This window comes from Vibrio sp. 10N.247.310.24, assembly GCF_041467175.1.
Classification (GTDB): domain Bacteria; phylum Pseudomonadota; class Gammaproteobacteria; order Enterobacterales; family Vibrionaceae; genus Vibrio; species Vibrio tasmaniensis_A.
Map to the genome: position 1 here is coordinate 67,423 of NZ_JBFSUD010000011.1, position 24,745 is coordinate 92,167.

The 24,745-nt window shown below is 44.3% G+C and carries 23 protein-coding genes, 1 riboswitch and 1 other annotated feature; of the genes, 7 read left to right on the top strand and 16 right to left on the bottom strand.

All coding sequences use genetic code 11. From position 1 onward, the window contains the following. Nucleotides 1-3 precede the first annotated feature (3 nt). The 9 genes from hisIE to AB6E08_RS05595 form a co-directional block, all read right to left on the bottom strand. Nucleotides 4-654 carry a bifunctional phosphoribosyl-AMP cyclohydrolase/phosphoribosyl-ATP diphosphatase HisIE gene (gene hisIE, locus AB6E08_RS05555; RefSeq protein ID WP_372063474.1) on the bottom strand — a complete coding sequence of 217 codons (651 nt, stop codon included), beginning with the start codon at nucleotides 652-654 and terminating at the stop codon, nucleotides 4-6. Continuing rightward, entirely contained in the window at nucleotides 651-1,424 is a 774-nt protein-coding gene (hisF, locus tag AB6E08_RS05560) for an imidazole glycerol phosphate synthase subunit HisF (RefSeq protein WP_017109916.1), read from the bottom strand. The genes hisIE and hisF overlap by 4 nt, the downstream gene beginning before the upstream one ends. Further along, the gene (gene hisA, locus AB6E08_RS05565; protein ID WP_012604374.1) at nucleotides 1,406-2,143 is read right to left on the bottom strand and encodes a 1-(5-phosphoribosyl)-5-[(5-phosphoribosylamino)methylideneamino]imidazole-4-carboxamide isomerase; all 738 of its coding nucleotides are present in this window, start codon (nucleotides 2,141-2,143) and stop codon (nucleotides 1,406-1,408) included. Before hisA ends, hisF begins: the two co-directional genes overlap by 19 nt. A gap of 43 nt (nucleotides 2,144-2,186) precedes the next feature. Continuing rightward, the gene (gene hisH / locus AB6E08_RS05570) at nucleotides 2,187-2,801 is read right to left on the bottom strand and encodes an imidazole glycerol phosphate synthase subunit HisH (RefSeq protein WP_372063476.1); all 615 of its coding nucleotides are present in this window, start codon (nucleotides 2,799-2,801) and stop codon (nucleotides 2,187-2,189) included. 24 nt (nucleotides 2,802-2,825) lie between these two features. Next, nucleotides 2,826-3,914, bottom strand: coding sequence for a bifunctional histidinol-phosphatase/imidazoleglycerol-phosphate dehydratase HisB (gene hisB, locus AB6E08_RS05575; protein ID WP_017098159.1), 1,089 nt, complete (start codon nucleotides 3,912-3,914; stop codon nucleotides 2,826-2,828). A gap of 130 nt (nucleotides 3,915-4,044) precedes the next feature. Next, nucleotides 4,045-5,085: a histidinol-phosphate transaminase gene (hisC, locus tag AB6E08_RS05580; RefSeq protein WP_017101630.1), complete on the bottom strand. Its 1,041-nt coding sequence runs from the start codon at nucleotides 5,083-5,085 to the stop codon at nucleotides 4,045-4,047. A gap of 9 nt (nucleotides 5,086-5,094) precedes the next feature. After that, nucleotides 5,095-6,414 (bottom strand): histidinol dehydrogenase, encoded by a 1,320-nt coding sequence (gene hisD, locus AB6E08_RS05585; RefSeq protein ID WP_017098157.1) that lies wholly within the window; start codon nucleotides 6,412-6,414, stop codon nucleotides 5,095-5,097. Continuing rightward, nucleotides 6,414-7,310 (bottom strand): ATP phosphoribosyltransferase, encoded by an 897-nt coding sequence (gene hisG, locus AB6E08_RS05590; RefSeq protein ID WP_029223133.1) that lies wholly within the window; start codon nucleotides 7,308-7,310, stop codon nucleotides 6,414-6,416. Before hisG ends, hisD begins: the two co-directional genes overlap by 1 nt. A gap of 53 nt (nucleotides 7,311-7,363) precedes the next feature. Further along, nucleotides 7,364-7,499 (bottom strand) — a sequence feature (His leader region). Nucleotides 7,500-7,688: 189 nt separating this feature from the next. Then, the gene (locus AB6E08_RS05595) at nucleotides 7,689-9,281 is read right to left on the bottom strand and encodes a Na+/H+ antiporter NhaC family protein (protein ID WP_029223134.1); all 1,593 of its coding nucleotides are present in this window, start codon (nucleotides 9,279-9,281) and stop codon (nucleotides 7,689-7,691) included. Between the two features lie 112 nt (nucleotides 9,282-9,393). Further along, nucleotides 9,394-9,571: riboswitch (Lysine riboswitch) on the bottom strand. 377 nt (nucleotides 9,572-9,948) lie between these two features. Here AB6E08_RS05595 and AB6E08_RS05600 point away from each other — a divergent pair. After that, nucleotides 9,949-10,359, top strand: a complete 411-nt coding sequence (locus AB6E08_RS05600) for an H-NS family nucleoid-associated regulatory protein (RefSeq protein WP_012604381.1) — start codon at nucleotides 9,949-9,951, stop codon at nucleotides 10,357-10,359. A 167-nt stretch (nucleotides 10,360-10,526) separates the two neighbouring features. Here AB6E08_RS05600 and AB6E08_RS05605 read toward each other — a convergent pair whose 3' ends face one another. Next, nucleotides 10,527-11,831, bottom strand: coding sequence for an inosine/guanosine kinase (locus AB6E08_RS05605; RefSeq protein ID WP_017101629.1), 1,305 nt, complete (start codon nucleotides 11,829-11,831; stop codon nucleotides 10,527-10,529). A gap of 102 nt (nucleotides 11,832-11,933) precedes the next feature. Beyond that, on the bottom strand, nucleotides 11,934-12,203 hold the full coding sequence (locus AB6E08_RS05610) for a hypothetical protein (protein WP_010439986.1): 270 nt from the start codon (nucleotides 12,201-12,203) through the stop codon (nucleotides 11,934-11,936). A gap of 204 nt (nucleotides 12,204-12,407) precedes the next feature. Between AB6E08_RS05610 and mnmA the strand changes: the two genes are divergently transcribed. The 3 genes from mnmA to purB all read left to right on the top strand — a co-directional run bounded on the left by mnmA (nucleotide 12,408) and on the right by purB (nucleotide 15,722). Next, complete coding sequence (gene mnmA, locus AB6E08_RS05615; RefSeq protein WP_017101628.1) at nucleotides 12,408-13,544, top strand: tRNA 2-thiouridine(34) synthase MnmA; 1,137 nt, start codon at nucleotides 12,408-12,410, stop codon at nucleotides 13,542-13,544. A 46-nt stretch (nucleotides 13,545-13,590) separates the two neighbouring features. Beyond that, nucleotides 13,591-14,208: a high frequency lysogenization protein HflD gene (gene hflD / locus AB6E08_RS05620; protein ID WP_019822494.1), complete on the top strand. Its 618-nt coding sequence runs from the start codon at nucleotides 13,591-13,593 to the stop codon at nucleotides 14,206-14,208. A gap of 143 nt (nucleotides 14,209-14,351) precedes the next feature. After that, nucleotides 14,352-15,722: an adenylosuccinate lyase gene (gene purB, locus AB6E08_RS05625; RefSeq protein WP_009848814.1), complete on the top strand. Its 1,371-nt coding sequence runs from the start codon at nucleotides 14,352-14,354 to the stop codon at nucleotides 15,720-15,722. 308 nt (nucleotides 15,723-16,030) lie between these two features. Here the strand turns inward: purB and htpX are convergent, their stop codons facing one another. After that, complete coding sequence (gene htpX, locus AB6E08_RS05630) at nucleotides 16,031-16,894, bottom strand: protease HtpX (RefSeq protein WP_017098153.1); 864 nt, start codon at nucleotides 16,892-16,894, stop codon at nucleotides 16,031-16,033. A gap of 277 nt (nucleotides 16,895-17,171) precedes the next feature. Here htpX and AB6E08_RS05635 point away from each other — a divergent pair, with 277 nt between their 5' ends. Continuing rightward, nucleotides 17,172-17,339 (top strand): hypothetical protein, encoded by a 168-nt coding sequence (locus AB6E08_RS05635; RefSeq protein ID WP_017078977.1) that lies wholly within the window; start codon nucleotides 17,172-17,174, stop codon nucleotides 17,337-17,339. A 113-nt stretch (nucleotides 17,340-17,452) separates the two neighbouring features. Here AB6E08_RS05635 and bioD read toward each other — a convergent pair whose 3' ends face one another. The 4 genes from bioD to bioB are packed head-to-tail and all read right to left on the bottom strand — an operon-like array spanning nucleotide 17,453 to nucleotide 21,187. Then, entirely contained in the window at nucleotides 17,453-18,136 is a 684-nt protein-coding gene (gene bioD, locus AB6E08_RS05640) for a dethiobiotin synthase (protein ID WP_029225571.1), read from the bottom strand. Continuing rightward, nucleotides 18,133-18,936: a malonyl-ACP O-methyltransferase BioC gene (bioC, locus tag AB6E08_RS05645; RefSeq protein ID WP_009848818.1), complete on the bottom strand. Its 804-nt coding sequence runs from the start codon at nucleotides 18,934-18,936 to the stop codon at nucleotides 18,133-18,135. Before bioC ends, bioD begins: the two co-directional genes overlap by 4 nt. Next, complete coding sequence (gene bioF / locus AB6E08_RS05650; RefSeq protein WP_029225570.1) at nucleotides 18,937-20,148, bottom strand: 8-amino-7-oxononanoate synthase; 1,212 nt, start codon at nucleotides 20,146-20,148, stop codon at nucleotides 18,937-18,939. Then, complete coding sequence (gene bioB, locus AB6E08_RS05655; protein ID WP_009848820.1) at nucleotides 20,135-21,187, bottom strand: biotin synthase BioB; 1,053 nt, start codon at nucleotides 21,185-21,187, stop codon at nucleotides 20,135-20,137. The genes bioF and bioB overlap by 14 nt, the downstream gene beginning before the upstream one ends. 159 nt (nucleotides 21,188-21,346) lie before the next feature. Here bioB and bioA point away from each other — a divergent pair, with 159 nt between their 5' ends. Together bioA and AB6E08_RS05665 are read left to right on the top strand one after the other, a co-directional pair. Then, complete coding sequence (bioA, locus tag AB6E08_RS05660; RefSeq protein WP_372063481.1) at nucleotides 21,347-22,630, top strand: adenosylmethionine--8-amino-7-oxononanoate transaminase; 1,284 nt, start codon at nucleotides 21,347-21,349, stop codon at nucleotides 22,628-22,630. A gap of 457 nt (nucleotides 22,631-23,087) precedes the next feature. Next, nucleotides 23,088-24,710 carry a response regulator gene (locus tag AB6E08_RS05665; RefSeq protein ID WP_372063483.1) on the top strand — a complete coding sequence of 541 codons (1,623 nt, stop codon included), beginning with the start codon at nucleotides 23,088-23,090 and terminating at the stop codon, nucleotides 24,708-24,710. Nucleotides 24,711-24,745 lie beyond the last annotated feature (35 nt).

Consider the following 24,745-nt stretch of genomic DNA (forward strand, 5'->3'; position numbering starts at 1 on the left):
AGCTTACTTATGGCGCTCTTTTAATTTGTTCACCACATCGTTCATCGATAAGCCTTGGTCTTGAAGAAGAACCATCAAGTGGTAAATCAAATCTGCTGATTCACACACTAATTCCGCCTTATCGCCCGACGTCGCCGCAAGCGCGACTTCAACGCCTTCTTCGCCCACTTTTTGCGAAATACGCTTGGTGCCACGGGCATATAGACTGGCAGTATAAGAAGATTCAGGATCGGCGTCCTTGCGGGCAGCCAATAGCTGCTCAAGCTGATGAAGCCACACCATCTGAGACTCTTCTTGCTTGTCCACATCCCAACACGTTGTTGTACCTGTGTGGCACGTTGGACCAATGGGATTAACTTTAACCAGTAAGGTGTCGCTGTCACAGTCCAAGGCGACGTTGTGCAGTTGCAATACGTTGCCTGACGTTTCACCTTTCGTCCAAAGGCGCTCTTTGGTGCGAGAGAAAAACGTCACTTGGCCAGTCTCGCCTGTTTTCTCTAGTGCTGCTGGGTTCATGTATCCCATCATCAGCACTTGGCTAGACTGGTAATCTTGAACAATCGCTGGCACTAAGCCATCGACTTTTTCCCAATCAATACGCTCTGACAATGCGCCTACTTCTGTTTTTGATAAGCTTACGGGTTCAAAACTCATAGTCGCACCTCTACATCTTGTTGTTTTAAATACTGTTTAAGTTCACCAATATTGATGACTTGTTTGTGGAATACCGAAGCCGCAAGTGCTCCATCCACGTTGGTCTTTTTATAAGCTTCAGCAAAGTGTTCCATTGCACCTGCGCCACCTGATGCAATCAGGGGTACATTACACACCGAACGTACCATATTTAACTGTTCGATATCATAGCCGTTGCGAACGCCATCTTGGTTCATCATGTTTAACACGATCTCACCGGCGCCACGCTTCTGTACTTCCTGCACCCAATCTTTGGTTTCCCACTTGGTTGCTTTGGTACGCGCTTCATCACCTGTGAATTGGTAAACCTGATATTTACCCGTCTCTTTATCGAAGTATGAATCGATACCGACAACGATACACTGTACGCCGAACTTATCAGCTAGGTCAGTGATTAGCTGCGGATTAGCCAATGCCGGTGAGTTGATTGACACTTTGTCCGCACCAAACTCAAGAATACGCGCTGCATCTTCCGCTGATTTAATACCACCAGCGACACAGAAAGGAATATCAATCACTTCTGCTACACGTTTCACCCAGCTCTTGTCGACTACACGCCCATCGCTTGATGCCGTGATATCGTAAAATACTAATTCATCAGCGCCCTCTTCCGCATAACGTTGCGCTAACGGAACGATGTCACCAATAATTTCGTGGTTACGGAACTGAACGCCCTTAACCACCTGTCCGTCACGGACATCCAAACAAGGGATTATTCGCTTTGCCAACATGCAAATGCCTCCTCTGCGGTAAACTTACCATCAAGTAGCGCACGACCCACAATCACACCAGCAACACCGCTGCCTTTAAGTGCTTCGATATCAGCTAGGCTACCAATGCCGCCCGATGATTGGAATTGCACTTGTGGGTACTGCTTACAAAGATCAACGTAGAGCTCTACGTTTGATCCTTCTAGCGTGCCATCACGTGAAATATCGGTACACAGAACGTGTTTAAGACCAACCGTGAGGTAGTCTTCAATCAGCGCTTCAATAGTCACGCCTGAATCTTCTTGCCAACCTGAAATCGCCACTTTACGTGTGCCGCTTTCGTCGATGTTAATATCCAGAGCCAGCACTATTTTTTCAGCGCCGTACTTCTCCATCCAACCTTTCACCAACTCAGGTTGCTTAACTGCTGTAGAACCAACCACAACGCGTTGTGCACCCGCTTCTAGTAGATCAACGACATCTTGCTCGTTACGCACGCCACCACCAATCTGGATGTTCGCAGGCGTGCTAGCAAGGAGCTTAGCAATCAAGTCTAACTGACGAGCCGTTGTGTCTTTTGCGCCCGTTAAGTCAACAAGGTGCAGCCAGCCAGCGCCAGCTTGGTGATACAGATTAAACTGCTCTGCTGGGTCTACTTTGTATTCTGTTACTTGCCCGTAGTCTCCTTGGAATAAGCGAACTACTTGGCCTTCAATTAAATCTAACGCGGGAATAATCATTTACATTCCTTATATGGCAACGTTAGCCGCTGCCTAATCCTTATTACAATTCCAAGAAGTTCTGAATCAGCTTAGAGCCAGCTTTCGAAGATCGTTCTGGGTGGAACTGAACACCATAATAATTGCCACTTTGAACCGCCGCTGTGAACGGATTACCGTAATCACATTGTGCGATAGTGTAATCACCCACCGGCATTGCAAAGCTATGTACAAAGTAGAAGTACTCGTCTTCTTCAATGTCTTTGAATAAAGGGTGGTTAGGTGTCGCGGTTACTGTGTTCCAACCCATGTGTGGTAATGGCAAATCACCCGTTTCAAGTAAACGAACTTCACCATCACACAAACCTAGGCATTCAACTAACTCGTCAGCCTTTTGGCCTTTCTCTTGAGACAGTTTGCCTAACAGCTGCATACCTAAACAGATACCTAGCAGAGGCTTCTCTACTTGCTTCACAAGGGTAACAAGGTCACGTTCTTGCAGGTTCTTCATTGCCTCACTTGCTGTACCTACACCGGGTAGGAATAGCTTATCGGCAGCAAGAACAACGTCTGGTTCTTTTGAAATTTCAACTGCGTAGCCTAGACGTTCAATCGCAAACTTCACCGAGGAAACATTGGCACAACCAGTATCAATAATAACGACTTTTTGATCTTTCATTGTTTTTCCTTGCTCACGTTAGCCTTACAGAACGCCTTTGCTGCTTGGTAACTCGTTACCTTCAACTTTGATTGCTTGGCGAAGAGTACGGCCAAACGCTTTGAATAGGCTCTCAATGATGTGGTGATCATTATTGCCGTCAGAAGAAAGGTGTAGCGTACAAGCCAATGTATCAGTTAGAGAACGGAAGAAGTGAACCACCATCTCTGTTGAAAGATCACCCACTTGCTCGCGGCTGAACTTAGCATCGAACTTAAGGTATGGGCGACCAGATAGATCAAGCGCACACTGAGCCAAACACTCATCCATTGGCAGGCTGAAACCAAAGCGGCCAATACCACGTTTGTCGCCTAATGCATCTTTCAATGCTTGGCCTAAAGCAAGTGCGGTATCTTCTACTGTGTGGTGATCATCAATGTGCAGGTCGCCCTTCACAGTCAGGTTCATTTGGAAACCGCCGTGTGTCGCGATTTGATCAAGCATGTGATCGAAGAAACCCATGCCAGTATCAATCTTGTTGTCACCGGTTTCATCAAGGTTTACGGCTACCTTAATGTCGGTTTCTTTAGTGGTACGAACCACTTCAGCAACACGAGCATTAACCGTCAGATCTTTAACGATCTGTGGCCAGTTAAGCGTGCCTTCAGTTTGCGCATCTGGTCCGTATTGGATACCACGAATTGCCATGTTCTCAGCAAGTTGAAGATCCGTCATTCGATCGCCAATCACGACTGACTTTTGGAAGTCAACTTTACCGCCTTGTAGGTATTCTTTAACCATACCCAGCTTAGGCTTGCGGCAAGAGCAATTGTCTTCATCAAAGTGAGGGCAGATTAGAACATCATCAAACTTAACGCCCTGAGACTCAAAGAACTCCATCATCATATTGTGTGGAGCATCGAACTCTTCTTGCGGGTAGCTATCTGTACCTAGACCATCTTGGTTAGTCACCATCACTAAGCGATAACCCGCATCTTGCAGTGCAAGTAGGCTAGGAATCACTAACGGTTCGAATTTTAGTTTGTCTAAACGGTCTACTTGAAAGTCAACTGGCGGCTCAACAATTAAGGTGCCGTCACGGTCTATAAAAAGTATTTTCTGTTGTTTACTCACTTGAACTTCCTTTTAATTTTAAATCTGCTGGCCTAGCTAAAATCAACGCTAACCCAAAATATTGGTTTCACTTGCCAGCCTGCAATTAATCCACTCAAACTGGCAAATGTTATTACTGGTAAGCCTTTCGTTACTGATAAAAGTTACGAATGAATCCAAGTGTCTTTTCGCACTCTTCGCGATTACCAATACTAATACGAACACAGTCTTCAATTGGTGAATTACGCAAAATGATGCCCGTATCCCAAGCCGCTTTAAATAACTCATCGCCGTTCGGGAATTTAACCAGTAGGTAGTTACCCCAACCATCAAATACCGTCACTTGAGGCATGCCTAATAGACCTGCTTGTAAATACGCTCGGTTAGCACTTAAATCCAGAACTTGGAACTTAGCACGCGCTAGTCCTTGCTCTGAAAGTGCTTGAACGGCAATGTCAGCAACAGGGATTGGCACAGGATAAGGAGCAATCACTTTTAACAATACATCGATAAGCTCTTTGTTCGCTAGCGTAAAGCCACAACGTAAACCCGCTAAAGCAAATGCTTTCGAGAGAGTTCGAAGAATCGCTAGATTCGGATACTGAGCAAGCAAATCCACCGTTGATGCTTCAGGGCAGAAATCGATATACGCTTCATCCATCACAACAATCGCTTTGTCTTGTGTCATTTCAAGCAGCTTGATGATGTCTTTGCGATCAACCAAATTACCGGTTGGGTTATTTGGACTACAAACAAAGACCACTTTTACGTTGTCAAGTTGAGCTTCAATAGCAGGAAGATCCAATTGCCATTCAGAAGTCAGAGGCACCACTTTACGCTCAACACCAATCGTCTCTGCACTGATTGCGTACATACCGTAAGTGGGTGGGCAGTAAAGAATAGCGTCTTCGTTCGGCTCACAGAAAGCACGAATCAGTAGTTCAATGCCTTCGTCAGCACCACGAGTAGTCAACGTTTGCTCTGGTGCAACACTCGCATATTGAGCGTAAGCATCGATTAGCTCTTTAGGCTGACACTCGCTGTAGCGATTAAGTCGAGTCAGATTTAAGGTGTACTCGTTATCAAACGGAGATTCGTTGGCGTTCAACCATACATCTCCGCTGCCACCAATGCGTCTTGCAGACAAGTAAGGTGTTAGAGCCTGAACTTGTTTTCTTGCTAACTTTTCCATGCCCTACCCTTATTTCGCTTTATTTAGCTGTTCAAATCGATTTAATTTTTCAACTCGGATGGTCACCGCACGTTTGTGTGCGTCCAAACCTTCGGCTTCCGCCATTGTGACTACCGTTGGCGCTAGGCCTTGTAAGCCATCAGCTGTTAACTCTTGTACCGTCATACGCTTAGAGAAATCCGCCAAACCTAGGCTTGAATAAGTCTTGGTATAGCCGTAAGTCGGAAGAACGTGGTTTGTGCCTGATGCGTAGTCACCTGCAGATTCTGGAGACCAGTCACCCAAGAAGATTGAACCTGCATTATCTAGTAATGGCAGCAGTTCACGTGGACTCTTGGTCTGAACAATCAAGTGTTCCGGGCCATAGAAATTCGAAATCGCAATCGCTTGAGTGATCGATTCAGCAATGATGATTAGACTTGAAGCCAATGCTTGCTGAGCGATGTTCGCACGAGACAGCTCTTTCAGTTGCTTCTGAACTGCATCGGTTACTTGGTCGGCAATAACTGGTGATGGTGTTACTAATACAACCTGTGAATCTGGCCCGTGTTCAGCTTGGCTCAGTAGATCAGCAGCAATGAAGTCAGCATCCGCAGTTTCGTCTGCAATCACTAACACTTCAGACGGGCCAGCAGGCATATCAATCGCAGCGCCACGGAAGTCGTTACTTACTTGGCGTTTAGCTTCCGTTACGTAAGCGTTACCTGGGCCGAAGATCTTATCAACCTTAGCCACGCTCTCGGTCCCGTAAGCCATGGCAGCAACGGCTTGACCACCACCAACATTGTAAACCTCATCGATTTTACAAAGATTAGCGACATACAAGATTTCATCCGCGATGGGCGGAGGTGAGCAAAGCACAACCTTACGACAACCCGCAATTTGAGCAGGTACACCTAACATAAGAACCGTTGACGGAAGTGGCGCACTGCCCCCCGGAATATAAAGTCCAACAGTATTAATCGCGCGCGTCACCTGCTCACACACAACACCAGGCTGTGTTTCAACCTTAATTGGCTGTGGCTTTTGAGCTTCGTGAAACTTAGCAATGTTGCTGTAAGCTTGCTCCAACGCTTGCTTCATCTCTGGTGTTAGACGAGCACATGCCTCTTCGATCTCACCCGAACTAACTCGGATAGATTCTGGAGTCACACCATCAAACTTTTCAGTCAGTTCCTTAAGTGCGGCATCGCCTTCATTTCGTACTTTTGCAATAACATCAGAAACAGTCGCTGTGATGTTTGCACCTTCAGTAATAGCTGGACGCTCTAATACCGAGTCTTGCTGTGATTCACTTAAAGATTGCCAAACAACGGTTCTCATCGTCACTACCCCATCATTTTTTCGATTGGTAATACTAGAATCGAGCTTGCACCCAACTCTTTCAGCTGTTCCATAGTTTCCCAGAACAAGTTCTCTGTACTTACGAGGTGAACGGCAACTTTGTCTTTGTCTGTAGATAGAGGAAGAACCGTAGGATCTTCAGCCCCAGGTAGTAGAGCTTTGATTTGCTCCAGCTGAGACGTTGGTGCGTGAAGCATGATGTACTTCGACTCTTTCGCTTGTTGAACACCCTGCATACGAGTCAGTAGTTTTTCAATCAATGCCGTTTTGTCTGCATCGAAATCACCAACACGTTGAATCAGTGTTGCTTTAGATTGGAAGATAGCCTCTGCTTCCTTTAGACCGTTTGCTTCTAGCGTTGCACCTGTAGAAACTAAATCTGCGATAGCGTCTGCTAGACCTGCGCGAGGGGCAACTTCAACTGAGCCAGTTAGCATACAAGCGCTGAATTCAACACCCTGCTCGTCCATGTAGGCTTTTAGTAATTGTGGGTAAGTTGTCGCAATACGTTTACCCGCTAGGTCTTGTGGGCCGTTGTATTCTTCATCTTTGTTGATTGCGATAGAAAGGCGGCAACCACCGAAGTCTAAACGACGTAGTGTACGAAACTCTGAAGGCTCCTTTAGAGCGACACGGTCTAGGCGAACTTCTTCTAGTTCATTCTCACCGATAAAACCAAGGTCAACCACACCATCCATGATAAGGCCTGGGATGTCGTCATCACGAACGAGTAACAAGTCGATTGGCATATTTAGTGAATGAACAACTAAGCGCTCACCCATGATGTTAAATTTCACACCACATTTTTTAAGTAGATCTTGGCACTCTTTACTTAAGCGACCTTTCTTTTGAATTGCGATTCTTAGGCGTTGTGTCTGCATTGCTGTATCCCTGTGCAAATATTTGAATTTATTGATTATTTAAAAGTGCTAAAACTAAAAAACCCTCGGAAGACTTTGTCGTCCCGAGGGTTTAAATCTAAATTCTTTGACTTAACCTCCGGGAGAATTCTTCCTCCCGGGTATACGTAAATCTCCCCGAAAGACTAGATAGGGTGATGATGGTGATGAATGTTCATTACTAATTTACGCATACTTATCAGCTCTTAGGTTGTTTGCTGTCTTGTCTCCACACTAACTAAGCTGACACCCTTTTTCAACCATTTATTCGAACTTTTTTCACGAAATTTAAAATTAAATTAACGAACACAAAAAAAGGGAGGCAAACGCCTCCCTTCTCATTATTCAATCAAATGATGATTAGCTTTTACACGTTGCTATCTTGCAACGAGAGAAATAAGCCAATGCAAAACATACCGCAACAAACGTTAGAGACGCTGCGCCAAATGCAATGCCAGTTGATGATGTCATTCCTAGGGTGATAAAACCAATACACGATACGAACGCCACAGACAGCGCGTAAGGGAGCTGAGTCGATACGTGGTCAATGTGGTTACAACGCGCACCTGTAGAAGACAGAATCGTTGTATCTGAGATTGGAGAACAGTGGTCACCAAATACAGAACCCGCAAGAACCGCACTTAGCATAGGAAGAATTAGCGCGATGTCAGAGGCTGCAGCCATGTCACCCGCAATCGGTAACATGATACCGAACGTACCCCAAGATGTACCTGTCGAGAACGCCATTAGGCCAGCAAGAAGGAACAAGATAACCGGTAGCCAGTGGTAATCGATGTTACCTGTTGCTAGAGAGGATAGGTACGAACCTGTTTTCATGTCGCCAATAACAGAACCAATCGTCCATGCAAATACAAGGATAAGGATAGCGCCAAACATTGAGCTTGCACCAATCCACATTGTTCTTGTGATATCAGCCATAGGTAGTTTCTGTTTGAATACCGTTGCTAGCGCAACGAGTAAACCAATCACACCACCGTAAACCAGAGACTTACCTACATCTGTATTTTCAAATGCACCAAGTAAGTTGAATGCTTGACCATCAGCAGTAAGCGCTTGGCCACCGGTGTAAAGCATTGCTGCAACCGTCGCGACGATTAACGCTACGATTGGCATAACGAGATCAGAAACAGAACCGTTTTCGCTCTCTTGAATATCTAGCTCTTCGTTTAGATCGTGCGCTTGCTTTTGATCATTATCGCCTTCAAAACCGCGACCTTGAGAGGCTTCAATCTCATGCTCGCGCATTTTGCCAACATCTAAACCAAACCACGCAACAGCAAACACCATTAATAATGCGAACACTGCGTAGAAGTTCATTGGGATAAGGCGAACGTAAGCACCCAGTGCAGAATACTCTGTCACACCGTGTGTCACTAAGATGCCACCAATGATAGTGATGATGTAAGCACCCCAGCTAGAAGCCGGCATGATCACACACATAGGAGCAGCAGTTGAATCTAGAATATAAGCTAGCTTAGCGCGAGATACGTAGAAGCGGTCAGTTACAGGGCGAGAGATGGCACCTACCGCTAAGCTGTTGAAGTAATCATCAACAAAGATGAATACACCTAAAAAGGCAGCAAGTAGTTTTGAACCACGTTTGCTCTTAACACGAGACTGTGCCCACTCAGCGAATGCGCGAGTACCGCCAGACAGTGTTAATAATGCCGTTGTCATTCCAAGGATAATTAGGAAAGCAACGATGCTCATGTTCCAAGTGTTAATACCACCATCTTCGATGAAAACACCAGATACTTTAGTAAAGACGTAGCTAGCTGCGTTACCTACTGAGTAGTCAGCAAGTAGAATCGCACCCATGACGATACCGACACCCAAGGAAACTAATACACGGCGGGTAACAATAGCAAGAGTCAAGGCAACCAAGGGAGGAAGCAGCGATAAAGGCGATGTTGCAAAATCTATTAAATTCATGATCTTCAAAAACCAGTTTTTTATTTGGCTAGAGATCTACTGCAGATAAACTTGATACGGCTTATCAAGCTCATGTTGAACTAAGCGAAAGGGAAGTGAACACTTCACCCAACCCTACAGTAGCGCTCCATAGTTTAAAATTAAGACTATGGCAGTGTTGTACCTATTGAGCACAACCCCAGCAAATTGCTTAGATATACAATTTACTTCGGCAATTACACCTTTCATTCCCGTTCATTGGCATCACCCCAACGAAAACTACTCTTTATAATTGCACCTCTACGTGCGGTAACATTATTAACCGTGTAAACCAGAGTTTAACAACAGATTAACCAAAGCACCGCATCAGGTAGCCGCAATTGTACCCATCAAGAGCAACAATGCAACATATCATTCCGAGAAAAATAGCTTTTTGTTAATGAAGTAATCAATAGAAGAATAGTCAACTTTTACGGATTACTCCACTTAACACATATCAGATATCACCTGTTTTTTTTAAGATATTCTTAATAGTTATTATAAGTTCATTAGAGGTCTATCTTTTCATCTTAAAACACTCGTCTCATTTTTTTATTTAAATAACTAATAGAAGAAATACTATTTGTTTTATTCTTAGGCTCTGTTTATTATTAGGAGGATTATTTAGTTTACCTTGATGGGAAATATCATGTCTGAATTAACAAAAACTCTATTAAATATCCGTAGCCTTCGTGCGTTCTCACGTGAATTAACTCTTGAGCAACTTGAAGAAGCGCTAGACAAGCTGACTATTGTTGTACAAGAACGTCAAGAGTCTGAAGCTGAAGAACGCGCAGCAAAAGCAGAGCAAGAAGCTAAGCTTTCTGCTATCGCAGAACAAATTGCAAAAGACGGAATCGATGTTGCCGATCTTATTGCTGCACTTTCTGGTGAAGCAAAATCTAAAACAACAAAATCTAAACGCGCTCCTCGCCCTGCGAAATACAAATACGTAGACGCGAATGGCGACGAAAAAACTTGGACAGGTCAAGGCCGTACGCCTTCAGCTATCCAAGAACAACTAGATGCTGGTAAATCTCTAGAAGAGTTTGCTCTTTAAGGCATCGAGTTTGCTAAGTGAATAATCAATAACCCACTAAGCAATAGAATTAATATTTAAGTCGACTAAAGTATTATTTACGGCTTCAATATATTCAGAAACAAAAAAGGCTCCTTTCGGAGCCTTTTTTATATTTCTAATAGTGAAATATAAATCAAAAAAATGCCTTATCTTTCCCAGTACGCTTCTTCTAGACTATCTTCTCTTTCAGGAAGGCCACGAGATAAACGTGGAGAGTGTTGAACCAACACTTCATAGCTAGCACGGTTAGAATATTTACAAACTTGTGAGAACGAAGAGTACGTCAAGAATGAATGTTGGTGCTTACTTGAGTTCGGCACGTTTTCTTTGTGATACTTATTAGCAGCCATATCATGTAATAAAGCTGATAACGCAGCATCACCTGCACCATTGGTATTTTTGATCTTTTCTGGACCACCCATGTATGGCGCAATGTGCGAATACACTTTAGTTGGGTTTTCACATAAATCTTTATGTGCGGGACGACTAAACTCATAACGGTTAAATTCAGCAATCGAGCCTGGTAACAACGGTAATGACGTTTCACGCTTAGCTGCATCTTCTGTATAACCAGCCATAAATAGGCCAACAGGTCCCGCAGTACATAGAACAAGGTCTACCCACTCTAGCGCTTTATCTGATGCAGCAAGCGGATCGCTTTCACCCGTTAATGCTTCAGCTTCGTCTTCATTCATTGCAACAACCGTTACGTGTTGCTCAAGGAAATCTTTCCAGAATTCTGGATCATCTTGAATAACGAACTTAGTACCTAGTGTAAGCACGACTGGCACATCGTATTTCTTCGCGTATTCGATCGCTTTCATTGTTGCTTCAGGCATCGGGTCGCCTGGCTTACAACGAACTAAATAAGCCGTTAAAACTAAAGCAGAAGCACTTTTGAAGATTTTTTCAGGAATGCTTTCTGGTTTTAATTGGTTCATTTGTCCTTCGCTAATTGCGAAAGTACGTTCACCGTCTTCTGTAATTAATGCAAAGCAGCGACCAATTGCGCCATCTACCCCTTGTAAATGGTTCAGATCCATTCTGCTTGATGTATTACATAAATAGCGGTAACCGTAGCTACCAATCTTAATATCTTGGCTCATTACACCTAACAGTGTAGAACGGTCATCCGCCAATACTGAGTAATTGTGTAATGTGTTACCAATTGTGCCACCAGCGTATTCATTGGTAATCAGGCACTGTTCTTTTAATTCTTGATATAAAGATTCAGCGGCTGCGTCGCCAATAACCAGTGAATGTCCCTTGCTCAAACCATACTTCTCAATAAGTTCAGAACTCACCTTTGCTTCAATATCCACCAATGTTTGGTCAATACCGATAATATGAGTGCGTGACATTCTTTTACTGCTTTGAGCTTGGCTCACTAGAGGATCACGAGCGTGAACCGGAAAGTAGTGCTTTGATTTACGTTGTCCAGGGAATTTCATAGGGCTAGTCTAAGTCAAGGGGAAATAGGTGGCGGATTCTACCGCGCTATATTTAACGCGGCAATCTTTCAAACTATAGCAAACGTTTGCTGAAGGTTTTTTTTATTCGCCTTCCATAAAGCTTAAATCAGGCAGCATGCCCAAATGCTCTGCGTAACGTTTTTGATTAAACTCCGCGCCGTTTTTCATAACGTCAAATACTTCAATTGCCAGTGCACATGCCATAGCCGCAATTGCTTCTTCACGTGGAGTGCCAGTCATCATTAAACGCATCAACGTCTCTTTCACTTTCACTGGTTCGCCATCTTCAAGCTGGTTCTCGATAATCTCAATCAGCTCTTCTTCTTGCATAAATTCGTTTTGTTCAGACATTTTTTTATCTCAGGTCTTGGGTTTCGAGCGACTATGCCACATATACTTCTGACATCCTAGCGACTCACCTCGCTCTCATGCGATTCTCTAACAAAGTCAGCGCACTATTTGTGCAAATGAAACTGTGATTCCAGTCTCGGATCTGTCACGGCGTTTCTCTTTCTGTTAGAATCTGCGACCAAGTAATAGTAACGGTGTTTAGACATGTCAGATATCAGCTCTGGAAACAGCGAAAAGAAAGTAATTGTCGGTATGTCCGGCGGTGTAGATTCGTCAGTATCGGCGTATCTTCTTCAGCAACAAGGCTATCAGGTAGAAGGCCTTTTCATGAAAAACTGGGAAGAAGACGATAACGAAGAATACTGCACGGCAGCTGAAGACCTTGCTGATGCTCAAGCGGTATGTGACAAGTTAGGTATCCACCTTCACACTATCAACTTTGCAGCAGAGTACTGGGATAATGTATTCGAGTACTTTCTGGAAGAATACAAAGCGGGTCGTACACCGAACCCAGATATCCTTTGTAACAAAGAAATCAAATTCAAAGCATTCTTAGAGTTTGCGGATGAAGTCTTAGACGCAGACTACATCGCGATGGGTCACTATGTTCGTCGTACTTTCCCAACACAAGAAGAGCTAAACGCTGGTGCGAAGCCAGAAATGCTACGCGGCCTAGACGGCAATAAAGACCAAAGTTATTTCCTTTATACGCTAAGCTCAGATCAAGTGGCACGCAGCCTATTCCCTGTGGGTGAATTAGAGAAGCCAGAAGTACGACGTATTGCTGAAGAGCAAGACTTGATCACTGCGAAAAAGAAAGATTCAACAGGCATCTGCTTTATTGGTGAGCGCAAGTTCACTGAGTTCTTAGGCAAATACCTACCCGCTCAACCGGGAAACATCGAGACACCAGAAGGCCAAGTTATTGGGCAACACCAAGGCTTGATGTACCACACACTAGGCCAACGTAAAGGCCTGCATATCGGTGGCACCAAAGGTGGCGGCGGTAATGAAGAACCATGGTTTGTTGGTGAAAAAGATCTTAAACGTAATGTTCTGATCGCGGTACAAGGTAAAGACCACCCTCTTTTAAAATCAGAAGGTTTGATCGCTTCTCAGCTTCATTGGGTTAATCGCACACCAATTACTGAAGTTATGACGTGCACGGTAAAAACACGTTACCGTCAGACCGATATTCCTTGTACAATCATCCCAATTGATGATGAGAACATTAAGGTTATTTTTGACGAACCACAAATTGCGGTGACCCCAGGTCAATCAGCAGTGTTCTACCTAGACAACGTATGTCTTGGTGGTGGTATCATTGAAAAGCGCATCTAACCAATAATCGAACGACAAACAATAGAAGACAACTAGGAGTTACTACGTGGCTAATACACTTTATGACCGTACTATTGCTTTCGCTGGAATTTGCCAAGCTGTGGCTTTGGTTCAACAAGTAGCGAAAGACGGCCATTGTGATAAAGATGCCTTCGAAGCTTCACTCAATGCTATTTTAAATACCAACCCGGCGAACACCGTGGGTGTCTTTGGACGTGAAGCGAACCTAAAGCTTGGCCTTGAGTGCTTAGTAAAAGGTATCGATAGTACTCCAGCTGGTAGCGATATTACTCGCTACATCATCAGCTTGATGGCACTTGAGCGTAAGCTATCTTCTCGTAACGACTCTATGTCTCAGCTTGGCGATCGTATTCAAACTGCAGAACGTCAAACTGAACACTTTGATCTGTTTGACGAGCAAATGATCAGCAACCTAGCCAGTATCTACCTTGATGTTGTGAGCCCTATCGGCCCGCGTATTCAGGTTTCTGGGACGCCAGCTGTACTTCAACAGACGTCGAGCCAGCATAAGGTTCGTGCCCTGCTGCTATCAGGAATTCGAAGCGCTGTGTTATGGCGTCAAGTTGGCGGTAAACGTCGCCACCTTATCTTCGGTCGCAAGAAGATGATCGAGCAGGCTCAAATCCTGCTAGCTCGCATGTAATTTATTAGCTCGCGCCTCGTCGCGAGCTTGTTTTTTGTACCAACACAACTCTCACGCAAACGATTGCGCAATATGCGTGACAATTGAGATTGTTACTGGTATAAACCTCTCAAAATTTAGAAAACTCAATTCAGGAGAACACCATGGAACTGTCAGCATTGACTGCTGTTTCACCAGTAGACGGCCGTTACGGAAGCAAGACTGTTGCATTACGCAGCATCTTTAGTGAGTTTGGCCTACTAAAGTACCGCTCTATCGTTGAAGTTCGTTGGTTACAAAAGCTTGCAGCTACAGATGCAATCAAAGAAGTACCAGCGTTCAGTGCAGAAGCTAACCAGTTTCTTGATGAACTAGCAGCTAACTTCAGTGAAGAAGATGCTCTACGTATCAAAGAGATCGAGCGCACGACTAACCACGACGTTAAAGCGGTTGAGTACTTCTTGAAAGAGAAAGTTGCTGGCGTTCCTGAACTTCACGCTGTAAACGAATTTATTCACTTTGCATGTACTTCTGAAGACATCAACAACACATCTCACGCGCTTATGCTTAAAGAAGCTCGTGACACAGTGATTCTTCCAGAAATCCGTAACGTAATTGATGCTATCAAAGCACTTGCGAACGAGTACCGTGACATTCCATTACTGTCTCGTACACACGGTCAGCCTGCTTCTCCTTCTACTATGGGTAAAGAGATGGCTAACGTTGCGTACCGTATGGAACGTCAATACAAGCAAATCGAAAACGTTGAGATCCTAGCGAAAATCAACGGTGCTGTAGGTAACTACAACGCACACCTTTCTGCATACCCAGAAGTTGAATGGCACCAGTTCAGCGAAGAGTTCATCACTGAATCTCTTGGCGTAACTTGGAACCCGTACACAACTCAAATCGAACCTCACGATTACATCGCTGAGCTATTCGACGCTGTTGCTCGTTTCAACACTATCCTTCTAGACTTCGACCGTGACGTTTGGGGCTACATCGCTCTTGGTCACTTCAAGCAGAAGACTATTGCTGGCGAAATCGGTTCTTCTACAATGCCGCATAAAGTTAACCCAATTGACTTCGAAAACTCTGAAGGCAACCTTGGTCTAGCAAACGCAGTATTCAGCCACCTTGCACAAAAACTTCCAGTTTCTCGCTGGCAGCGTGACCTTACTGACTCTACGGTTCTTCGTAACCTAGGTGTTGGTGTTGGCTACGCTATCATTGCATACACTTCGACTCTGAAAGGTATTAGCAAGCTAGAAGTTAACCGTGAAGCGCTACTTGCTGAACTAGACAAGAACTGGGAAGTACTAGCAGAACCAGTACAAACAGTAATGCGCCGTTACGGCATCGAGAAACCATACGAGAAGCTAAAAGAGCTAACTCGTGGTAAACGTGTAGATGGCGAAGGCATGCGTGCATTCATCGACGGCCTTGAAATCCCTGCAGACGAGAAAGTTCGTCTGAAAGAGATGACACCAGCGAACTACATCGGTCAAGCTATCGAGCTAACTGACAAGCTGTAAGATTCGAATTTCGAATCACAGAATAGACTAAGGCTTCCCATGTGGAAGCCTTTTTGTTGAGCGGAAGAAAGTGCACTGAGCAAGAGCTGTAATCAAAAGAACATAGCCCCCCTCCTAATTACCCTACACATGTCAGTCCGTGCTATATCAACCAATAAATATCGCAACGCTTCATCACTAGTAACCCTCTATCACCAGACACATATCCCTCGGATACTTACTGTCTTGAACACCAAGATCAAAAAAGGCCTCCCGAAGGAAGCCTTTAAAAGGTCTCTTGTCGACTAGCGACGAGAATTACGTAGCGATTACATGTTACGTAGAGACGCAATACGCTTGTCTAGTGGTGGGTGGCTCATCAGAAGCTCAGTAAGCGATTTCTTGCCGTTGATACCAAATGCCATCATAGAACCTTCTAGTTGTGGCTCATGGCTCACCTTAAGACGTTCTAGTGCTGCTATCATCTTCTCTTTACCTACTAAGTGCGCAGCACCTGCATCGGCATGGAATTCACGATGACGGCTGTACCACATCGTAATGAAGCTTGCTAAGAAACCAAATACTAATTCCAGCACCATAGACACACCAAAGTACACCATCATGTTGCTGCCACCCTCTTCTTCGTTGTCATTCGACGCAACAATGTTGGCGATGAAACGAGATAGGAAGATAACGAACGTGTTCACCACGCCCTGCATTAGCGTCATGGTCACCATATCACCGTTCGCGATGTGACTCACTTCATGCGCTAACACTGCTTCAGCTTCATCACGCGTCATGTTGTGTAGCAGACCCGTAGAGACTGCTACTAATGAATCATTACGCTTAGCGCCCGTCGCAAACGCGTTGATGTCTGGCGAATCGTAAATCGCCACCGTTGGCATACCAATACCAACTTGTTGAGACTGACGGCTTACTGTCTCCATCAACCAATGTTCGGTTTCGTTACGTGGACTTTCAATGACCATACCGCCTACCGATCGTAGCGCCATTTTCTTTGACATCATCAATGAAATGAATGAGCCACCAAAGCCAAATACTGCAGCCATCACCAATAAGCCTGATAGGCTACCAGGTTGCATACCTGTAACTGCGTATACAATATTAAGAACAACACTTAGTACCAATACAACCGCTAGGTTGGTTGCAAGGAACAACATTACTCGCTTCATTACTTATCTCCGCATGAAAGCTGTTTTTATAAAACTTATTATTATAGACAAGGCAGACAGCAATTTATTCCAACCTTGAAGACTTATACTTACTTATATATATAGTCTTAGATTAAGAAAACAAGGTTAAGCATTAAATTGCAACATTTGATTACGAGACCATATTCGAATCACCTCCAGTCTATTAGACCTAAGTCGTATGGTGTCGGTATAACAATCCGTTTACAGTGGCTTCAGATGATTTATTGGCTAGTCCATGTACAAAAAGGGAAGAATCATGGTTGAAGGTACTAACACTCAAATGGCTATCGATTTACTGTGCTGTCACCTAGGGATTACTGAAGAAGAAGCAAAAAAGCAGATTGGGATCCTAACACCGCAAACGGCACAGACAAAAATCACAGAAACACAGCAAGCACTAATGGGACTTACAAAAGAACACTAACCCATAGCGACTTGTTCAAAGGCCAGTTGTTTATAAACTCATGGCCAAAAGGCTTAACATAGCAAAAGGGCTGCAATCGCAGCCCTTTTCTTGTTTAACGTATAACTCGAAGTTTAAAGGTCGAGCAATGGCTGTATATCAATATACTTACCAATGTTCTTAGACTTTGCTCTTGGCACATACGGAATTTCACCTAACTTCGGTGCACCTAGCTTATCTTCAAGCATCGCTATAATTTCGGCGTAATGTTCAGTACCTGGGTTAATGCGGTTTGCAACCCAACCCACTAGGTTCAGTCCATCAGCACGAATCACTTCTGCGGTTAGCAGTGCATGACTCAAACAGCCAAGCTTAATACCGACCGTCAATACCACTGGCAGCTGCTCTTTTTTGACCCAGCTAGACAAATATTCTTCATCAGAAACCGGTACACGCCAACCACCAGCACCTTCAACTAACACGATGTCAGAGTTTTGCTTATGCTCTGCCAACTTAACTGATAATACGGTTTCATCAATCACCACACCATCATACTTTGCTGCAATGTGTGGTGATGATGGTAGCAACAACGCATACGGGTTAACGTCTTCGTAGGCGATATCTTGCGTCGCAGCTTCTTGAAGATGCAGTGCATCACTATTACGTAACCCTTCAGGGGATTGTTCACACCCTGCGGCAACTGGCTTGTAGCCTATTGTTGATAACTCTTGTGCGGCTAAAGCTTGAAGAATCGCTTTTGAAACCACAGTTTTTCCCACTTCGGTATCCGTACCTGCAATGAATAATGCATCAATCATAATTGAATAACCCCTAAACAAACTTGATATGTTGCTGGTAAGAAACCTTGATGGTTTTTAAACTCTCTATATTCCCGCTCAACAAGCTGCAACATTCGGCGACTTGTTAAACCTTGTGAGCGACCACTTACGTGATTAGCGCCGATACCTTTAAGGTCGCGCATCAGTTCAAACGCAGTGTCGTACCAAACGGTGATGGTGGGCAAGTCTAGTTGATGAGCCGTACAGCTAGATTGCGCTAACGCAATTTTTACCTGATTGATTGTAATAAAATGGTTAACGTGTTGATGTGCGTCAATTTTGGACCACGACTTTTTCAGTTCAAACAGTGATCCATCAAGCAAAGTTGAGAAAATAACACGTCCACCAACCGCTGTAACACGCTTCATCTCTCTCAAAGGCGACGACAAGTCGTCACACCATTGCAACGCAAGACTAGAGAAAACAATGTCAAAGTGCCCGTCTTCAAACGGTAATTGCTCGGCATCGGCTTGTTGATATGAAGAGACTGATACACCACAGCGCTGTTTTGCTTCGTCCAACATTCCATTGGAAAGGTCAGCACATACCACTGCAGCACCTCGCTTAACTAACTGTTCAGAGAAATACCCTGTACCACAACCTAGATCGAGCACCTTTAACCCAGAGAGGTCACTCGGTAGCTTATCCAATAGTCGGTGGCCTACATCGCGCTGAAACTCAGCGTGTTTGTCATAGGTTGCAGCTGCTTTGCCGAAGGCTTCAGCAATCGCACTCTTATCTTGGCTTACGTAATTATGCACTACTGCTTCTTGTGACATTTACTGAGCCTCTTTCTTTAATTCAAAGCTTGATTCTATGCTTGGCTGGCTTCCAGAGTCGTTGCTTCGCTCTATTGCTTGAAGCAACGAGTCAGTTAACTGAAGAATCTGTTCCTGACTATGGTTCGCCGTTAAGGTAATACGCAAACGAGCAGTCCCAATAGGCACCGTTGGTGGCCTTATTGCCGTTACCCAAACTTGATTGCGCTTTAACTCTTCAGCAATAGATAGTGCTGCTTGGGCTTCGCCGATTAAAAATGGTTTGATCGGCGTCTGAGTATCAATAAAACCTTTCACACCATTCATCTGCTCTGCATAGAGCGCACCTAGCTCCGTGAGTTTCTCACGACGCCACTCTTGCGTTTGAATCATCTGACATGCATGAGACAAAGCCACCGCTTGTGAAGGTGGCATTGCCGTCGAATACACATGATGACGCGCAAACTGAGTTAAGTAATCACCCACTTCTGACGAACAAAGAATCGCAGCACCAGAAAGGCCAAATGCTTTACCAAAGGTCACCACCAAGATATCAGGTGAGATTTGTGCGGCGTTGCAACTCCCTGCCCCGTTATCACCTAATACGCCAATACCGTGGGCATCATCAACCGCCAACCAACTGTCGTATTGATTAGTCAGGCTAGATATCTGACGGAGAGGCGCTTGATCACCATCCATGCTGAATACACCCTCAGTCACGACCAAGGATTGTGGAGTTTGACTCAATAGCGACTCTAAATGTTGCGTGTCGTTGTGCTTAAAGCGTTTCATGGTTGCAGGTGAAAGCATCCCCGCTTCCATCAAAGAGGCGTGGTTAAGTTTGTCTTGCAACAGAAAGTCGTCTTTTTCGAGCAGAGAAAACAACAAAGCTTGGTTAGCACTGAAACCAGAGTTAAAGAGAATGGCGCGTTCAAAGCCAAGCCATTCACACAGCTGAGTCTCTAAATTTCGATGAGCAGGACTAAAACCCGTGACCAATGGCGATGCCGCACTACCAGCACCATACTGGGAAAGCCCCACTTGCCACGCATCAACCAATTCAGAATCGTTTGCCAAGCCTAAGTAATCATTACTCGAAAAATTAATGAAGCTAGAACCTTCGCTAGTAAGCAAAGGGCCATTACTGTTTTCGAGCACCTTCAGTTGACGAGTTAACCCCTGCTCACGGCGATGAACAAGGGCACTTTTGATGCGAGATTTAAACAGTGGCATCGTAGAACATGTCATCTTTCGTTGGACGAGCAGCAACCCGCTCCACCACTTGATCTAACAGTTCATTTTCTTGAATTTCGTCAGGCTTCTGAGCCACCTGTTGGCTGTTGATACCTAACTTCTTAAACAGCTGCATGTCCGTGTCTTCATCTGGGTTTGGCGTAGTCAGTAGCTTACAGCCGTAGAAGATAGAATTCGCACCCGCCATGAAACACATCGCTTGCATCTGTTCGTTCATGTTCTCACGGCCTGCTGATAAACGAACCGCAGACATAGGCATCATGATGCGAGCAATCGCAATCAGTTTGACGAAGTCGAAAGACTCAACATCATCGACGTTTTCCATCGGTGTGCCTTTGACTTTTACGAGCATGTTGATTGGTACACTTTCTGGGTGAACAGGAAGGTTCGCAAGCTCTACAAGCAGGCCTGCACGGTCATTAGTACTTTCGCCCATGCCAATAATACCACCAGAACAGATCTTCATACCGGCATCACGCACATGAGATAGCGTATCTAAACGGTCTTGGTAAGTACGAGTGGTGATAATGCTTCCGTAGAACTCCGGAGACGTATCAAGGTTATGGTTGTAGTAATCCAAACCTGCGTCCGCTAGCTCACCTGCTTGATCAGGCGTTAACATGCCTAGTGTCATACATGTTTCTAGGCCCATGCCTTTCACACCTTTGATCATGTCAGTTAGGTGAGGCATATCGCGTTCTTTCGGGTTTTTCCATGCCGCGCCCATACAGAAGCGAGTCGAGCCCGCGTTCTTAGCTTTTTGCGCCGCATCCAAAACACGCTCGACTTCCATTAAGCGTTCTTTGTCGACATCCGTTCGGTAGTGAGCACTCTGAGGGCAGTACTTACAGTCTTCAGGACAAGCACCTGTCTTAATCGATAACAGTGTACTCACCTGCACGTGGTTGTGCTCTTGGTACTGTCTATGAACCACTTGAGCTTCAAACATTAAATCCATAAACGGTTTTTCAAGCAGTGCTCTTACTTCAGCAACTGTCCAGTCATGACGAACTTCCACGTGTCGATCCTTTTTTATTATTTGATGTTACATCTCTATCAATAGAGATTGTATTTATGCTTGGATAGTCTACCGACAAGCTTTAGACTGTCAACACATTGATAATATCAAAAGTTTACATTTGGTTATTTATTAGCCACACCAAGAATGGAAGTTACTATGGATCTCGCCTTTGACCGCCAGCATATCTGGCATCCTTATACATCAACGTTGACACCTCTGACCTGCTACCCAGTCACTAACGCAGACGGCGTTTACCTAGAATTAGAGGGCGGAAAACGAATTATTGATGGTATGTCCTCTTGGTGGTCAACCATCCACGGCTACAATCATCCAGAGCTCAATGCTGCAGCTCACAGCCAAATCGATAAGGTTTCGCATGTTATGTTTGGAGGTATCACCCACCAGCCTGCTATCGATTTATGTAAGAAACTTTTGAACCTAGCACCAAATAATCTCGAGCACGTATTCTTGGCTGATTCAGGTTCAGTAGCCGTGGAGGTTAGTCTCAAGATGGCTCTCCAATACTGGCACGCTAAAGGGCAACCTCGTTCAAAATTCCTCACGTTGAGAGATGGTTACCACGGTGATACCTTTGCGGCAATGTCGGTGACCGATCCAGATAACTCGATGCACAGCCTCTACAAAGGCTTTTTGCCTGAGCACATTTTTGCTGATTCGCCAAAAACGGGGTTTTGGGATCAATGGGACGAAAACGACATCAACAGCTTTCGAGAAAAGCTGGCAAATCACCATCAAGAAGTTGCTGCCGTGATCTTAGAGCCTATCGTTCAAGGTGCTGGCGGCATGCGCATCTACCATCCTGAATTTCTGAGACAGGTTCGCTTGCTGTGTGATGAATTCAACGTATTGCTGATCTTGGATGAGATTGCGACTGGATTTGGTCGTACAGGGAAACTGTTTGCTTGCGAACATGCCGATGTTCAACCGGATATTTTATGCGTAGGTAAGGCGCTAACTGGTGGCTATATGACGCTGTCAGCGACACTTGCGAGTAAAGAAGTCGCCGACACGGTATGTGGCGGTGAAGCCGGGTGCTTTATGCACGGGCCAACCTTCATGGGCAACCCTTTAGCTTGTGCTGTAGGTGCGGCAAGTTTGTCCATCATAGAGCAAGGTCATTGGCAAAATCAGACTCATCAGATTGAACAACTCTTTTCTGAGTTACTACCGCCTCTACTCGAGCACGATCTTGTCAAAGATGTTCGCTGGTTGGGCTCTATAGGCGTCGTTGAAACCCACACACCTGTCGATATGGAAATCATACAAGCTCACTTTGTTGAACAAGGCGTTTGGATACGTCCGTTCGGTAAGTTGATTTATATGATGCCTCCTTTCATTAGCAAGGCTGAGCACATCGAACAACTTGTTTCATCTATTGATAAAGCCCTCCAACAATCTGCTTGCTTCAAACCAAGTTGATTTAACAAACATCATTTAGAAAACCTATAAGCCGCCCATAAAATACTAATGGCGGCTTATCCTTCACGTGAAAAACCAGCCAACAAACACACCCCAAGCCATTGTTTTATCTTTGATTTGAACTCGAAAAACCCCACAAATAAATTTAATCCTCTCCATAAAAACAATTAGCAAAAGAGTGTTACCTATCGGGTAAAAAGCCGTCATAAAATACGCGCCATTTTGGTACTGAATATAATGAATGACCTTCCTTATTCGAGTTCATCTCAGAATCAAATTAGCCAATATTTTTAACTCCTATTAGATAAAAATATTCGCAGAAAAAGAATCCAATTCTAGCGAAGGCTTATATCAACTTCGTAGAAACCTAACGCTTCTTGTTTTGTCGGTCGTGCAAGACATCAAGACAATCCGCAATAGCTACGTAATTCACGTCAGTAAATAATTTAAAGTAAGCATGAAATTAACCCAACTAAATGCACTTATCATTGATGACTCAACGATAGTGTTATCAACTATTCGTAACATGCTGGTTCATATTGGTTTTTCAGAACGTTTGATTGCCATTGCGAAATCACCTCGTGTTGCAATGACCATCACGAATGACACAACTTTTGATGTCATCATTTGTGATTACAACTTTGGTAACACGATCAACGGCAAACAGCTATTTGAAGAATTGAAGCAAGCCAACAGATTAAAAGATGACGGAATATTTATTCTTGTTACAGGTGAAAATTCAGCTCTATCGATACGCCCTATCCTTGAACTACGACCTGACAACTATTTGTTAAAACCGTTTAACCGCGAAACTCTAAAACAGCGCATCACCAGTTCCTTAAGGAAGAAGCTGATTTTACAAGACATTTATAAGGCTGAGAGAGAAAATAACTATGAAGCGGGCCTAGAGCATTGCGAAGGGCTTGCCGCGTTTCATCCCGAATACTTCGCAACAATCCAGCAATTTCGAGGGAGCTTTCTATCAAAACTAGAGCTCTACGAGGAAGCCAAGAATGTCTATCAGAAAGCGATAGATGAAGGCAGTTTTGATTGGGCTCAAGCAGGATTAGCAAACAGCCTTGCGAATTTGGGGCAGCTTAGCGAAGCACAGTCGATGATTGAAAGTTTGATCAATTCTGCGCCAACCTGCACTTTGTATCGAGACCAAGCAGCTCAAGTAAACCTGATCAGCAATAAGGTTCCGGCAGCCATTGCTCACTTCAAGTTAGCGAGTAAACTAACACCAGGTAACTCTGAGAGAGAGCTTGCAATCGCAAATCTATGCTTATCGGTTAATGATACTAAAACAGCACTATTCCACTACCAAAACCATGTGCAAATCAATAAGGACACCTTTCGAGACAACCTATATATGAAGCTAAGTCATATACGATTCTTGCTCTATTGCGCCTCAGATGGCATCGATAAGCAAGCGAATTTGGGTCACGTCAATTACTTAATTTCGAAGATCACTACCGAGGCAAGATCAGGGCTTCAAACTGACTTAGCACTTATCGCAGCTCACATCGCGATGGAAGCTAACCAATATCAAAAAGCAGTCACTATACTAACCGCATTGCACGATAAGAATGACTTTGATGCCTTCCCTGTGATTTATCACCATTCATGGTTATTGGATAGGATGAGCTGTGAAAACGAGTTTAAAATTGCGGAAAACCGTTGCAGCATGTTGATAGTGAAAACAGCGAGCGAGACAGTGGTTTCAAGTCAGATAACGATGTGCACTGAGATGAAACATCGCAACACCGCAAAAATGAACTGGCTCAAAGAGAAGAATATCGGCATCAAACTAGCAAAGTCAGACTACAAACAGGTGCTTGTGGCTTACTTAGATATTCATAAACGATGTCCGATGATCAAGAACGTATGTATGAATACGATAAAATTGCTCTCTGTTATTTGGCCTGATTCAATGGGTGCAAAACAAGTGCTAACCATCATCAAGCAATGTGACGAAGTGATCACACAGCTTTATACGATTGATGAGCTGACACAAAACAACTATCAAAACTATTACCGAAAGGCGCTTCTGGCATGTAATACCAATTCCATTAATTAACTTACCAATCGAGTCCAATCTCTAAAGCAGAGGGA

Coding starts and splice junctions, on each gene's coding strand:
- hisIE (WP_372063474.1), bottom strand. CDS start 654: ATGAGTTTTGAACCCGTAAGCTTATCAAAAACAGAAGTAGGCGCATTG.
- AB6E08_RS05635 (WP_017078977.1), top strand. CDS start 17,172: ATGGTTGAAGGTACTAACACTCAAATGGCTATCGATTTACTGTGCTGT.
- hisH (WP_372063476.1), bottom strand. CDS start 2,801: ATGAAAGATCAAAAAGTCGTTATTATTGATACTGGTTGTGCCAATGTT.
- hisG (WP_029223133.1), bottom strand. CDS start 7,310: ATGCAGACACAACGCCTAAGAATCGCAATTCAAAAGAAAGGTCGCTTA.
- bioD (WP_029225571.1), bottom strand. CDS start 18,136: ATGATTGATGCATTATTCATTGCAGGTACGGATACCGAAGTGGGAAAA.
- htpX (WP_017098153.1), bottom strand. CDS start 16,894: ATGAAGCGAGTAATGTTGTTCCTTGCAACCAACCTAGCGGTTGTATTG.
- AB6E08_RS05665 (WP_372063483.1), top strand. CDS start 23,088: ATGAAATTAACCCAACTAAATGCACTTATCATTGATGACTCAACGATA.
- AB6E08_RS05605 (WP_017101629.1), bottom strand. CDS start 11,831: ATGAAATTCCCTGGACAACGTAAATCAAAGCACTACTTTCCGGTTCAC.
- AB6E08_RS05610 (WP_010439986.1), bottom strand. CDS start 12,203: ATGTCTGAACAAAACGAATTTATGCAAGAAGAAGAGCTGATTGAGATT.
- AB6E08_RS05600 (WP_012604381.1), top strand. CDS start 9,949: ATGTCTGAATTAACAAAAACTCTATTAAATATCCGTAGCCTTCGTGCG.
- bioA (WP_372063481.1), top strand. CDS start 21,347: ATGGATCTCGCCTTTGACCGCCAGCATATCTGGCATCCTTATACATCA.
- hisF (WP_017109916.1), bottom strand. CDS start 1,424: ATGTTGGCAAAGCGAATAATCCCTTGTTTGGATGTCCGTGACGGACAG.
- mnmA (WP_017101628.1), top strand. CDS start 12,408: ATGTCAGATATCAGCTCTGGAAACAGCGAAAAGAAAGTAATTGTCGGT.
- hisA (WP_012604374.1), bottom strand. CDS start 2,143: ATGATTATTCCCGCGTTAGATTTAATTGAAGGCCAAGTAGTTCGCTTA.
- purB (WP_009848814.1), top strand. CDS start 14,352: ATGGAACTGTCAGCATTGACTGCTGTTTCACCAGTAGACGGCCGTTAC.
- hisC (WP_017101630.1), bottom strand. CDS start 5,085: ATGGAAAAGTTAGCAAGAAAACAAGTTCAGGCTCTAACACCTTACTTG.
- bioF (WP_029225570.1), bottom strand. CDS start 20,148: ATGCCACTGTTTAAATCTCGCATCAAAAGTGCCCTTGTTCATCGCCGT.
- AB6E08_RS05595 (WP_029223134.1), bottom strand. CDS start 9,281: ATGAATTTAATAGATTTTGCAACATCGCCTTTATCGCTGCTTCCTCCC.
- bioC (WP_009848818.1), bottom strand. CDS start 18,936: ATGTCACAAGAAGCAGTAGTGCATAATTACGTAAGCCAAGATAAGAGT.